The sequence below is a fragment of the Pseudonocardia sp. genome (assembly GCF_035305885.1).
GTDB lineage: Bacteria > Actinomycetota > Actinomycetes > Mycobacteriales > Pseudonocardiaceae > Pseudonocardia.
Genome location: NZ_DATGOP010000135.1, coordinates 1 through 12,432 on the forward strand (window position 1 = coordinate 1; position 12,432 = coordinate 12,432).

Below are 12,432 nucleotides of genomic sequence, written 5' to 3' on the forward strand. Positions count from 1 at the left end.
GGCACTGTCGGATCGCACAAGTGACGCCGGGTCGACGCGGGCGGGTTTCGTCGCTTCGGAGGGTGTCGGCTGCCACAGCCCGCGAGTCATCGTTTCGGCGTCTGGTCCTGCCACCCAGCGCGCACAGCGAGGTGCCCATGCCGCGACGTCCCCACCCCGTCGACGAGGTCCTGCCCGTCGGCAAGCTCGCCGTGTACGGGTTCCAGCACGTGCTCGCGTTCTACGCGGGCGCGGTCATCGTGCCGATCCTGCTCGCGGGCGCGATCGGCCTGTCCGACCTGGAGCTCGTCCACCTGATCAACGCCGACCTGTTCACCTGCGGGATCGCCTCGATCATCCAGGCCGCCGGGATCTGGAAGATCGGCGTGCGGCTGCCCCTGCTGCAGGGGGTCACGTTCACCGCCGTGTCGCCGATGATCGCGATCGGGCTCGCCGCGGGCGGCGGCACGGACGGGTTGCTCGTCATCTACGGCGCGGTGATCGTCGCCGGCCTGGCGACGTTCCTGATCGCGCCGTTCTTCGGGCGCCTGATCCGCTTCTTCCCGCCGGTCGTCACCGGCTCGGTGATCCTGATCATCGGCCTCGCCCTGCTGCCGGTGGCCGCCACCGACGCCGTGGGCGGCGGCTCCGACCCGCAGCCGGGCAACCCCCGCTACCTGGCCTACGCGCTCGGCACCCTGGCGCTGATCATCGCGATCCAGCGGTTCTTCCGCGGGTTCCTGGCGACCGTGGCGGTGCTGATCGGGCTCGTGGTCGGCACCCTCGTCGCGTGGCTGTTCGGTGACGCGCACTTCGACGCCGTGGCCGAGTCGCCGTGGGTCGGTGTTACCACCCCGTTCCATTTCGGGTGGCCGCAGTTCAGCTTCGCCGCGATCGTGTCCATGATCGTGGTCATGCTCATCACCGCGGTGGAGACCACCGGGGACGTCTTCGCCACCGGCGAGATCGTGGACAAGCGGGTCGGCCGCGAGGACGTCACCCGCGCGCTGCGCGCCGACGGGCTCGCGACGACCATCGGCGGCGTCTTCAACTCCTTCCCCTACACCTGCTTCGCCGAGAACGTCGGGCTGGTGCGGCTCACCCAGGTCAAGAGCCGTTGGGTCGTGGTCGCCGCGGGCGTGTTCATGATCGTGCTCGGGCTGCTGCCCAAGGCGGGCGCGATCGTGGCGGGGATCCCGCACCCGGTGCTCGGCGGCGCGGCGCTGGCCATGTTCGCGACGGTCGCCGTCGTCGGCATCCAGACGCTGTCGCGGGTCGACTTCCACGACCACCGCAACGTGGTGATCGTCGGCTCGAGCGTGGGGCTCGCCATGTTCGTCACCGCGCAGCCCGACGTGGCGACCGCCGTGCCGGGGTGGGCGCAGATCATCCTCGGCTCCGGCATCACGCTCGGCAGCCTCACCGCGATCCTGCTCAACGTCGTGTTCCACCACCTCGGCCGGGGCCGCGGGCCCGCCGTGGCGGGCACCCCCGGCGAGGGCACGGTGCGGCTGGAGGAGGTCAACCGGATGAGCCGCGACGAGTTCGTCACCACGTTCGGCCGGCTGTTCCAGGGCAACTCCCAGATCGTGGGCCGCGCCTACGACCGGCGGCCGTTCTCCGACACCGCGAGCCTGCGCGCCGCGTTCCAGGAGGCGCTGTTCTCCGCGCCGGTCGAGGAGCAGCGCGCGCTGATGGCCTCGTACCCGGACCTCGGCGCCGACGGCGTCGCCGACGGCGACGAGGGCGAGGAGTCGGCCCGCGACCAGGCGAGCGCCGGGCTCACCCGCCTCGCCGACGAGGAGCACGAGGAGCTGGCGCAGCTGACCGCGGCGTACCGGGAGCGCTTCGGCTTCCCGTTGATCGTCTGCGTGCGCGACTCCGGCTCCAGCGAGCGGGTGCTCGCCGAGGGGCGCCAGCGCCTGGCCAACTCCCCGGCGCAGGAGCACGCCGCGGCGCTCATCGAGATCGCGAAGGTGGCGAGCCACCGGTTCGCCGACCTCGTCGCCGACGCCAACCCGATCGCCACCGCGCGCACGAGGGCGTTCGGCCGATGATCCTCGAGCAGTGGAACGCCCTCGACGCGGCCGAGGCCGAGCGGGAGCTGCTGCAGGTGTGCTCGGCGCCCCGTTGGGCGCGGGAGGTCGCGGCGAGCAGGCCGCACCCGGACCTCGCGTCGCTGCAGGCCGCCGCGGAGGCCGCGCTCACCGACGCCGACCTGGACGAGGCGATGGCCGGCCACCCCCGCATCGGCGACCGCAACGCCGAAGGCGCGTCCCGGCGCGAGCAGAGCGGCGTGGCCGGCGCCGACCCGGCCGTGCTCGCCGAGCTCGCCGAGGCCAACCGCGCCTACGAGGAGCGCTTCGGCCACGTCTACCTGGTGTGCGCCACCGGCCGCAGCGCCGAGGAGCTGCTCGGCATCCTGCGGGCGCGCCTCGGCAACGACCCCGCCACCGAGCGGGCCGTCGCGCTGGCCGAGCTGGCCGCGATCAACCGGCTGCGCATCGCGCGCCTGATCAACGAGGAAGCCGCATGACCCTGTCCACGCACGTCCTCGACGCGACCCGCGGAACGCCGGCCTCCGGCGTCGCCGTCCGGCTCGCGACGACGGACGGCCACGAGCTCGCCTCCGCCGTCACCGACGCCGACGGGCGCGTCCGGGAGCTCGCCGCCGAGCTCCCGGCGGGCGACTACCGGCTCACGTTCGCCACGGGGGAGTACTTCGCGGCGAACGGGCAGCAGGGGTTCTACCCCGAGGTGGTCGTCACCTTCACCGTGTCCGACCCGGGGCAGCACCACCACGTGCCGTTGCTGCTGTCCCCCTACGCCTACTCGACATACCGCGGGAGCTGAGATGGGAATCGTGCTCGGAGCCAACCAGTACGGCAAGGCGGAGAACCGCCTCGTGCGGATCTACCGCGAGACCGCGCGGCACGAGATCCGCGACGTGACCGTGTCCACGGCGCTGCGCGGCGACTTCGCCGACGCGCACCTGCACGGCGACCAGTCCAAGGTGCTGCCCACCGACACGCAGAAGAACACCGCGTACGCGTTCGCGAAGGAGCACGGGCTGCGCGCGATCGAGGACTACGCGATCACGCTCGCCCGCCACTTCGTCGACGACGTCGAGCCGGTGCGCGGCGCGCGGATCTCGGTGGACGAGTTCGCCTGGGAGCGGGTGCCGGTCGGCGCGGAGGGGCACGACCACACGTGGGTGCGCCGCGGCCCCGAGGTGCGCACCACGGTCGTCGACGTCTCCGACGCCGGCACCGAGGTGGTGTCCGGCCTGCGCGACCTGGTGCTGCTCAAGTCCACCGGCTCGGAGTTCGCGGGCTTCCTCAAGGACCGCTACACCACCCTGGAGGAGACCCACGACCGGATCATGTCCACCTCGCTGGTGGCGCGGTGGCGGTACACCAGCCTCGAGATCGACTGGGACAAGACCTGGGGCGACGTGCGGCGGATCCTGTTGGAGCAGTTCGCCACCGTCCACTCGCTCGCCCTGCAGCAGACGCTCTGGGAGATGGGGCGTGCGGTGCTCGAGGCGCACCCGGAGGTCGCCGAGATCAGCCTGCAGGCACCGAACAAGCACCACTTCGTCGTGGACCTGTCGCCGTTCGGCCTGGAGAACCCCAACGAGGTCTTCTACGCCGCCGACCGCCCGTACGGGCTGATCGAGGCGACGGTCACCCGCGACTGACCCCGCCCCCGGCCGGGCGTCAGCGGAGGTCGGCCAGCAGGTCCTCGTGCGTCACCGTCCAGGCCGCGGGCCCGATCGGGGCGGAGAACAGCACCACCTCACCGTCGAAGCGGGGGCGCGCCCACGGCAGGACGCTGCGGGCGAGCCCCAGCATCGCCGCGTTCTCCGGCAGGATCGCGCCACGCAGCTCGGTGTAGCCGATCTGCTCGGCGAGCGCGGCGACGGCGGTGAGCAGCCGCCTGCCGACCCCGCGCCGGTGCCAGGCGTCCACCACGGCGACGGCGACGTCGGCGGTGCCGTGCCCGGGCCCGAAGACCTGCGCGATGCCGATCGGCCCCCCGCCGTCGACCTCGGCGACCACGGCGGCGTGCCGCGCCCCGTCGATGTCGACCAGGCGGGCCCGCACCGCGTCCGAGAGGTGCGGCACGGGGGCGTGGAAGCGCAGGTAGCGGCTGCGCGGGGAGAGGCCGGCGAAGACCGCGTCGACGGCGGCCTCGGCGCGGGCCCGCTCCAGCGGCTGCACGACCGGGGCGCTCATGCCGGGCGCCGGGCGGTGCGAGCGTCGGTCACGAACCGCACGGCCTCGTCGATCACGGCCGGGTCGCGCAGCAGCCTGCGGTGGCCCAGGCCCGAGGTTTCCACGAGCCGCGCCCCCGGCCACGCCTCGGCGATCGCGCGGCCGTGCTCGGGCCCGACCTCGCGGTCGCGCGCGTCGTGCACGACGAGCGTGGGCGGCACGGGGGCGAAGCGCGGCAGCGACGGCACGTGGAAGCTCTCCCAGGGCATCCCGACCCGCCGCGCGACCTGCTGCTCCAGCCCGGCCCGCACCCGCGGGCCCGCGCCGATGCCGGCCACGAAGCGGTCGAGCACCCAGCGCGGGTCGGCCGCGGGGGCGAGCAGCACGAGCGCGTCCGGGCGCAGGCCGCGGCGCACGGCGTGGGCCGCGACGGCGCCGCCCATCGAGTGGGCGATCACCGCGTGCGGCCTGCCGTGCTCGGCGACGACGGCGAGCAGCGCGTCGGCGAGCTCCGGGATCGTGGTCGAGCGCGGCCCGTGGGCGCCGCCGGGGGAGGCCCCGTGGCCGGGGCCGTCGAAGGCGATCACCCGGTGCCCCGCGGCGACGAGCGGCGCGACGAACCCGCCCAGCTGTTCGACCCGCCCGCCCCAGCCGTGCACGAGGTAGACCGGCTCGCCGCTGCCCCAGGCGAGGGCGTGCAGGGGACGGCCCGCCGGCTGCACCCGGATCGCGGTGCCCGGCGGCAGCGCGGGCAGCCGTTCGCGCGGGATCGGCCGCGGGATCGTGAACCACAGCCGGGTCGCGAGCCGGGTGGCGAGGGCGGGGGCCCACCGCTCACCCCAAGAAAAGAAACGAACGATCGTGCTTTTTTGTGGCGACACGGATGCGGTCCCTCCGGTCGGCGTGGTGTCAGGCGGTGCGGTGTCGGACGGTGCGGTGTCGGACGGGGTGGTGTCGGACGGGGCGGTGTCCGGCGGTGCTGGTCAGGTCGAGGCGGCCTCGAGGAGCCGGTCGAAGGCGGTGCGGGCGCGGTCGGCGGCGCGCGGGTCGCCGAGCAGCCGGCTCGCCACGTGGAAGGCGAGCATCACGCCCTGCAGGTCCTGGGCGAACTGCTGCGGGTCGGCGTCCGGCCGGAAGTGGCCCTCGCCGATCCCGCTGGCGAAGACCGTGGCGAGGGTCTCGGTCCAGTCGCGCTGCACGCGGACGAGGTGTTCTCGCACCGGGCCGGGCTGGTCGTCGAGCTCGAAGGAGGCGGCGGTGAGCGGGCAGCCGCCGTCGGCGGAGTCCCAGGCGAGCCACCGTTCGAACAGGTCGCGCACGCGGGGGATGCCCCGCGGTGCCTTGAGCGCGGGCCGGATGACCTCGTCGATGATCCGGTCCTTGCTGTGCTCGAGCACCTGGATCTGCAACGACTCCTTCGAGCCGAAGTGCGCGAACAGGCCGCTCTTGCTCATGCCGGTCTGGGTGGCGAGCGAGCCGATGGTGAGCCCGCCCAGGCCGACGCGGCGCGCCAGCCGGCCCGCCTCGTCGAGGATGGCCCCGCGGGTCGCCTCCCCCTTGCTCACAGGTGCCTGTTTAGCACGACCGTTCGTTCTAAGTCGACCCCCGTTCCGACGAACGGCGCGTCCGTCGCAACGACAGGGGCTCGGCGCTACAGGGACCGCAGCGCGAGGTAGACGTCCACCCGGTCGGCGAGCTGGGACAGGTCGCGGCCGGTGAGCTCCTCGACCCGCCCGATCCGGTACCGGACGGTGTTGACGTGCAGGTGCAGCCGCTGCGCCGCCCGGCTCCACGACCCGGAGCAGTCGAGGAACGCCTCGAGGGTCTCGCGCAGCCCGGCGCCGGTGCGCGCGTCGTAGTCGAGCACCGGCTCCAGCACGCGGACGGCGAACGCGCGCCGCACCTCGTCGGGCACGGCCGCGAGCAGCGCGACGTGCGAGGTGACCTCGGCGCCGGTCACGACGTGCACGGGCCCGGGGCGGCGGGCGGCGAGCTCGCGCGCGTGGCGGGCCTCCTGCAGGGCGCCGGAGAGGGCCTCGATCGGCGCGGGGCGGCTCACACCGACCGTGAGCCGGTCCGGCCGCAGCCCGGGGGCGAGCCGGCGCAGGGCCGCGTCGAGCACGGCGTCGGCCGGCGTGTCGGCGGGACCCGCGGGCATGAGCGCCACCGCGAGCCCCTCGTGCACCCCGACCGTCGGGGGCCCGACGTGGGTCACCGCGTCGACGAGGACGGAGCGGGCGGCCTGCACGCGCTCGGGCGACTCGAAGCCGGCGACCGCGATGACCAGCGGCGCGTCCGCGTCGAGCCCCGCCTGCCGCAGCCGCACGGCCACCTCGGGCCGCTGCGCCGCGCCCGCGGCGATCAGCTCGATGGCGCCCTCGGCGATCTCGCGGGCGATCCGCAGCCCCTCGCCGCGGCGGGCGCGGTCGAGCGCCGTGATCGCCACCAGCTCGCCGACGGTGTCGCCGACCTCGGTGTCCCAGGTGGTGCAGTCGCCGTCGGCGGCCACGAACCACGACGTGATCCGCTCCTCCGAGGCGGGGCCGACCGGGAACACCGAGCGTCGGGCGCCGGGGACGACGGCGGGCAGCCGGTCGGCGGTGAGGAACGTGCGCACGGCCGCGTCGAGGTCGGCGTCGCCGAGCGGGGACGGCCCGGCCACGACGGCCCGTCCCGTCGCCGACAGCACCCGGATCGCCACGCCGGTGGCGGCGGACACCTCGGCGGCCAGCTCGTCGAGCCCGAGCCCGCCCGCGACGGCCGACAGCAGCCGCCGCTGCCGGCCGAGGGTGAGCGCGAGCCGGTCCCCGCGGGCCGCCGTGAGCGCGCCGACCACGACCTCGGTGACCGCCGCGAACGACACCTCCTCCGGCACGGCGAGGAGCGGGAGGCCGTGCCGGCGGCAGGCGTCGACGAGGTCCTCGGGGATGCCGTGGAACACCGCCTCGCCCGCGGCGAGCGCGGCCGCGCCCGCATCGGCAACGGCGGCGACGAACCGCTCGCTGTCGCCCGGGTCGCGCCGCCACACCAGGCCGCTGATCACCAGCTCCCCGCCGGACAGGTAGCGGGCCGGGTCGATGAGATCGGTGGTGTAGACCCAGCGCACCGGCCGGTCGAGGGCGTCGGGGTCGCCGCCCGCGTGCAGCAGGCGCAGCCCCAGTCCGGGGTGCGCCAGCAGGTCGCGCAGCTGCATTGGAGGAACCTACAACCCATTCGGGGTCCTGGGTCGGGCGATTCGTCACGTCGGCGACTTCTGCCCGTCGCAGCGGAGGGCTGTACTTCTCGGCATGGACTTCCTCGCGCCGACGACGTGGGCCGATGCCCTTGCGGCGAAGGCCGAGCACCCGGACGCCGTGCCGGTGGCGGGCGGCACCGACGTGATGGTCGAGATCAACTTCGACCGGCGCCGGCCGCCCGCGCTGCTCGACCTCACCCGCGTGCCCGACCTGCAGGAGTGGGGCACCGAGCCGGACGGGCGGGTGCGGCTCGGGGCCGGTGTCACCTACACCCGGATCATCGAGGAGCTGGCCGACCGGCTGCCCGGGCTCGCGATGGCCGCCCGGACGGTCGGCTCGCCGCAGATCCGCAACCGGGGCACGGTCGGCGGCAACCTGGGCGCGGCCTCACCCGCGGGCGACAGCCACCCGCCCCTGCTGGCGGCCGACGCCGAGATCGAGGTCGCGTCGGTCCGCGGGGTCCGGCGCATCCGGGCGGCGGAGTTCTACACCGGCGTCAAGCGCAACGCCCTCGAGCCCGACGAGCTGATCGCGGCCGTGCTGATCGCCCCCGCGAGCGGGCCCCAGCAGTTCTGCAAGATCGGCACCCGGAACGCGATGGTGATCTCGGTGTCGGCGTTCGGGCTGGCGATGAACCCGGAGCGCCGGGTGGTGGGCACCGGGATCGGCTCGGCCGCCCCCACCCCGCGGCGGGCCGACGCCGCCGCGGAGTTCCTCGCGGGCGAGCTCGACGCGGCGGGCCTGTGGGAGTCGCGCGGGCCGTTGCCCGACTCGCTCGCGGTGGAGTTCGGGCGGAAGGTCCGCGACGCCGCCGCCCCGATCGACGACGTGCGCGGCACCGCCGCGTACCGCCTGCACTCCCTGTCGGTGATGGCGCGCCGCGCCGCCACCTGGGCCTGGGACGACTACCGGAGGGCCGCCTGATGCGCATCGAACTGACCGTGAACGGCGAGCGGCGCGAGGCCGACGACGTGTGGGAGGGCGAGAGCCTGCTCTACGTCCTGCGCGAGCGGCTCGGCCTGCCCGGCTCGAAGAACGCCTGCGAGCAGGGCGAGTGCGGCTCCTGCACCGTCTACCTCGACGGCACTCCGGCGTGCGCGTGCCTGGTCCCGGCGGGGCAGGCGGTCGACCGGGAGGTCACCACCGTCGAAGGGCTCGGCTCCGGCGAGGACCTGCACCCCGTCCAGCAGGCCTTCCTGGAGTGCGGGGCCGTGCAGTGCGGCTTCTGCACGCCCGGCCTGATCGTCTCCACCCACGACCTGCTGCAGCGCAACCCGCACCCGTCCGACCCGGAGATCCGGGAGGCGCTCGCGGGCAACCTGTGCCGGTGCACGGGCTACGAGAAGATCATGGATGCCGTGCGGACCGCCGCGGAGCGCGCGTCATGATCATCGAAGGCGCGCACGTCGTCACCGTCGCCGGTGCGGAGTACCCGGACGGGTACGTGGTCGTCGAGGGCAACCGGATCACCGCGGTGGGCCCCGGCCGGGCGCCGCAGCGCTCCGGCGAGGTCGTCGACGGCCGCGGCTGCCTGCTCACCCCCGGCTTCGTCAACCTCCACAACCACCTCTACCAGTGGGTGACCCGCGGCCTCGCCGTCGACGCGACGCTGTTCGAGTGGCTGACCACGCTCTACCCGGTGTGGGCGGGCATCGACGAGCGCGCGGTGCACGTCGGGGCGACCGGGGCGCTGGCCCAGCTCGCGCGCACCGGCTGCACCACCAGCACCGATCACCACTACGTCTTCCCGCGCGAGGGCGGCGACCTGCTGGCCGCCGAGATCGCCGCGGCCGGCGAGGTGGGGCTGCGCTTCCACCCCACGCGTGGCTCGATGGACCTCGGCAAGAGCGCGGGCGGCCTTCCGCCCGACCACGTCGTCGAGGACCGCGACGCGATCCTCGCCGCCTCCGAGGAGGCGATCGACCGCTGGCACGACCCGTCGCCCGGAGCGATGGTGCGGATCGGGCTCGCGCCGTGCTCGCCGTTCTCGGTGACCGGCGAGCTCATGCGCGAGTCCGCCGAGCTCGCCCGCCGCCACGGCGTGCGGCTGCACACCCACCTCGCCGAGACCATCGACGAGGAGGAGTTCTGCCGCGAACGCTTCGGCTGCACCCCCCTCGAGTACGTCGAGAGCCTCGGCTGGATCGGCGAGGACGTCTGGTTCGCCCACGCCATCCACCTCGACGACGCCGCCGTGAAGCGCATCGGCGACACCGGCACCGGCGTCGCCCACTGCCCGTCCTCCAACGCCCGCCTCGGTGCCGGCATCGCCCGCACCCGCGACCTGCGCGACGCGGGCGCCCGGGTCGGCCTCGGCGTCGACGGCGCGGCGAGCAACGAGGCGGGGAGCCTCCTCGAAGAGGTCCGCCACGCCGTGCTGTTCGCCCGGGCCGTGGGCGGGCCGACCGCGCTGTCGGTGCGCGACGGGCTCGAGCTCGCCACCCTCGGCGGCGCCACCGTCCTCGGGCGGGCCGACGAGCTCGGCACGATCGAGCCCGGCAAGCTCGCCGACCTCGCGCTCTGGCGGATCGACGGCCCGGCCCACGCCGACGTCGCCGATCCGGTCGCCGCGCTCGTGCTGGGCGCACCACCGCCGCTCGAGCTGCTGCTCGTGGACGGGCGCCCCGTCGTCGAGCGCGACCGGGTGCTCACCGTGGACACCGACGAGCTCGCCCGCGAGGCCCGGGCCGTCCACCGCGACCTGTTGGAGAAGGCATGACCAGCACCGAGACGGCGAGCCGCACCTCCGGCCGCATCGGCGACAGCCCGCTGCGCCCCGACGGCACGCTCAAGGTCACCGGGGAGTTCGCCTACGCCAGCGACCTGTGGCACGAGGACATGGTCTGGGGCGTGACCCTGCGCAGCCCGCACCCGCACGCCCGCATCCGCTCGATCGACGTCGCCGAGGCCCTCGCCGTGCCCGGGGTGACCGCGGTGCTGACGGCCGACGACGTGCCCGGGCAGAACGCGGTCGGGCTGGAGCACGCCGACACGCCGGTGCTCGCCTCCGGGGTGGTGCGCTACCACGGGGAGCCGGTCGCGCTGGTCGCGGCCGACCACCCGGAGACCGCGCGCCGCGCCGCGCAGCGGATCACGGTGGACTACGAGCCGCTGCCCGCGGTCACCGACCCGCGCAAGGCCCTCGACCCCGACGCGCCGCAGGTGCACCCCGGGGGCAACCTCGTGCGGCACGTGAAGGTCCGCCGCGGCGAGGACAACCCCACCGCTCCGGTCGTGGTCTCGCTCGACTTCGAGGTCGGCATGCAGGACCAGGCCTTCCTCGGGCCGGAGTCCGGGCTCGCCGTGCCGGCCGAGGACGGCGGCGTCGACCTCTACGTCGCCACCCAGTGGCTGCACGTCGACCAGCGCCAGGTCTGCCAGGCGCTCGGGATGGGGCCGGACAAGGTGCGGCTGCACCTGGCCGGGGTCGGCGGGGCGTTCGGCGGGCGCGAGGACCTGTCCATGCACGTCCACGCCTGCCTGCTCGCCCTGCACACCGGCAAGCCGGTGAAGATGAGCTACTCGCGCGAGGAGTCGTTCTTCGGGCACGTGCACCGCCACCCGGCGTGGCTGCGCTACGAGTTCGGGGCCGAGCGCGACGGCACGCTGGTCTACGCGAAGGCCGACCTGCTCTTCGACGGCGGTGCGTACGCCTCGTCGACCCCCGCGGTGGTCGGCAACGGTGGCACCCTGGGGCTGGGCCCGTACCGGATCCCGAACGTGCGCGTCGACGCCCGCGGCGTCTACACCAACAACCCGCCCTGCGGGGCCATGCGCGGGTTCGGTTGCGTGCAGGCCGCGTTCGCGCACGAGGCGCTGATGGACGAGCTCGCCGACGCCGTCGGGGTCGACCGGGTCGAGATCCGCGCCCGCAACGGCATGCGCGAGGGCGACGTCAACATCACCGGCCAGCTCATCGACTCGGCCGCTCCGGTGGCCGAGCTGATCCGCAAGGTCCGCGACCTGCCCCTGCCGCCCGAGCCGGGGCCGGAGCGGGACCTGCGCGACCTGCCGGGCGGGGTCTCCAACACCACGCACGGCGAGGGGGTCGTGCGCGGCGTCGGCTACGCGGTGACCTACAAGAACGTCGGGTTCTCCGAGGGCTTCGACGACTACTCGACCGCCCGGGTGCGGCTGCAGGTCACCGGCGGCGAGCCGGTCGCCACCGTGCAGACCGCCGCCGCCGAGGTCGGGCAGGGCCTGGTCACCGTCGAGCAGCAGATCGTGCGCACCGAGCTGGGCGTCGACCGGGTCGTCGTGGCGCCGAAGGACACGAGCGTCGGGTCCGGCGGCTCCACGTCGGCGTCGCGCCAGACCTACGTCACCGGCGGCGCGGTGAAGGCCGCCTGCGAGGCGGTGCGGGCCGCGGTGCTCGACCGCGCGGCCCGGCTGCTGGGGCGCCGCGGCCTGCGCCTCGACGGCGACAAGGTCGTCGACGCCGGTGGCGAGGTCCTCGCCGACCTCGTGGACGTGCTCGGCGACGAGGTGATCGAGGAGACCGTCGAGTGGCGCCACCGGCCCACCCACCCGGTCGACCCGGAGACCGGACAGGGCAACGCCCACGTCCAGTACGCGTTCTCCGCGCACCGGGCCGTGGTCGACGTCGATGTCGAGCTGGGCCTGGTCAAGGTCGTCGCGCTGGACACCGCGCAGGACGTCGGGAAGGCGATCAACCCCGACGCCGTGGTCGGCCAGATCCAGGGCGGCAGCGCCCAGGGCATGGGGCTCGCGCTCATGGAGGAGGTCGTGGTCTCCGACGGCATCGTCCGGAACCCGTCCTTCACCGACTACCTGATCCCGACGATCCTCGACATGCCGCCGATGAAGATCGAGGTCCTCGAGTACGCCGATCCGCACGCGCCGTACGGTGTGCGCGGGGTCGGCGAACCGCCGACGATCTCCAGCGGCCCCGCCGTCGCGGCCGCGATCCGGGCGGCGACGGGGCGCGCGCTGCGCCGTGTCCCGATCCGGCCCGAGCACATCACGGGGGTTTGAGTGCC

Annotated in this window: 12 protein-coding genes; 8 read left to right on the forward strand and 4 right to left on the reverse strand. The window is 74.6% G+C overall.

Annotated elements, in window-relative coordinates:
- Positions 1 to 137: 137 nt before the first annotated feature.
- Genes uraD (VKZ81_RS30960) through pucL form a run of 4 tightly spaced genes read left to right on the forward strand, consistent with a single transcriptional unit; the run spans position 138 to position 3,679 of the window.
- Positions 138 to 2,036, forward strand: coding sequence for a 2-oxo-4-hydroxy-4-carboxy-5-ureidoimidazoline decarboxylase (uraD, locus tag VKZ81_RS30960; RefSeq protein WP_324245286.1), 1,899 nt, complete (start codon positions 138 to 140; stop codon positions 2,034 to 2,036).
- Positions 2,033 to 2,515, forward strand: a complete 483-nt coding sequence (uraD, locus tag VKZ81_RS30965; protein WP_324245287.1) for a 2-oxo-4-hydroxy-4-carboxy-5-ureidoimidazoline decarboxylase — start codon at positions 2,033 to 2,035, stop codon at positions 2,513 to 2,515. The genes uraD (VKZ81_RS30960) and uraD (VKZ81_RS30965) overlap by 4 nt, the downstream gene beginning before the upstream one ends.
- Positions 2,512 to 2,832, forward strand: coding sequence for a hydroxyisourate hydrolase (uraH, locus tag VKZ81_RS30970; RefSeq protein ID WP_324245288.1), 321 nt, complete (start codon positions 2,512 to 2,514; stop codon positions 2,830 to 2,832). The genes uraD (VKZ81_RS30965) and uraH overlap by 4 nt, the downstream gene beginning before the upstream one ends.
- Position 2,833: 1 nt before the next feature.
- A complete protein-coding gene (gene pucL / locus VKZ81_RS30975; RefSeq protein WP_324245289.1) occupies positions 2,834 to 3,679 on the forward strand; it encodes a factor-independent urate hydroxylase in 846 nt (281 codons plus the stop codon).
- 19 nt (positions 3,680 to 3,698) lie between these two features.
- Here the strand turns inward: pucL and VKZ81_RS30980 are convergent, their stop codons facing one another.
- From VKZ81_RS30980 to VKZ81_RS30995, 4 genes are all read right to left on the reverse strand, one after another.
- Positions 3,699 to 4,217, reverse strand: coding sequence for a GNAT family N-acetyltransferase (locus VKZ81_RS30980; protein WP_324245290.1), 519 nt, complete (start codon positions 4,215 to 4,217; stop codon positions 3,699 to 3,701).
- A complete protein-coding gene (locus VKZ81_RS30985; RefSeq protein ID WP_324245291.1) occupies positions 4,214 to 5,077 on the reverse strand; it encodes an alpha/beta fold hydrolase in 864 nt (287 codons plus the stop codon). Before VKZ81_RS30985 ends, VKZ81_RS30980 begins: the two co-directional genes overlap by 4 nt.
- A 102-nt stretch (positions 5,078 to 5,179) precedes the next feature.
- Positions 5,180 to 5,761: a TetR/AcrR family transcriptional regulator gene (locus VKZ81_RS30990; protein WP_324245292.1), complete on the reverse strand. Its 582-nt coding sequence runs from the start codon at positions 5,759 to 5,761 to the stop codon at positions 5,180 to 5,182.
- A gap of 86 nt (positions 5,762 to 5,847) precedes the next feature.
- Entirely contained in the window at positions 5,848 to 7,389 is a 1,542-nt protein-coding gene (locus VKZ81_RS30995) for a PucR family transcriptional regulator (protein WP_324245293.1), read from the reverse strand.
- Between the two features lie 94 nt (positions 7,390 to 7,483).
- On the opposite strand from VKZ81_RS30995, the gene VKZ81_RS31000 reads away from it, so the two are divergent.
- From VKZ81_RS31000 to pucD, 4 genes are read left to right on the forward strand one after another with little or no spacing between them, the layout of a single operon-like run.
- The gene (locus VKZ81_RS31000) at positions 7,484 to 8,356 is read left to right on the forward strand and encodes an FAD binding domain-containing protein (RefSeq protein ID WP_324245294.1); all 873 of its coding nucleotides are present in this window, start codon (positions 7,484 to 7,486) and stop codon (positions 8,354 to 8,356) included.
- Positions 8,356 to 8,820, forward strand: coding sequence for a (2Fe-2S)-binding protein (locus VKZ81_RS31005; RefSeq protein ID WP_324245295.1), 465 nt, complete (start codon positions 8,356 to 8,358; stop codon positions 8,818 to 8,820). Before VKZ81_RS31000 ends, VKZ81_RS31005 begins: the two co-directional genes overlap by 1 nt.
- On the forward strand, positions 8,817 to 10,151 hold the full coding sequence (locus VKZ81_RS31010) for an 8-oxoguanine deaminase (RefSeq protein ID WP_324245296.1): 1,335 nt from the start codon (positions 8,817 to 8,819) through the stop codon (positions 10,149 to 10,151). The genes VKZ81_RS31005 and VKZ81_RS31010 overlap by 4 nt, the downstream gene beginning before the upstream one ends.
- Positions 10,148 to 12,427, forward strand: a complete 2,280-nt coding sequence (gene pucD, locus VKZ81_RS31015) for a xanthine dehydrogenase subunit D (RefSeq protein ID WP_324245297.1) — start codon at positions 10,148 to 10,150, stop codon at positions 12,425 to 12,427. Before VKZ81_RS31010 ends, pucD begins: the two co-directional genes overlap by 4 nt.
- The last annotated feature ends 5 nt before the right edge of the window (positions 12,428 to 12,432 follow it).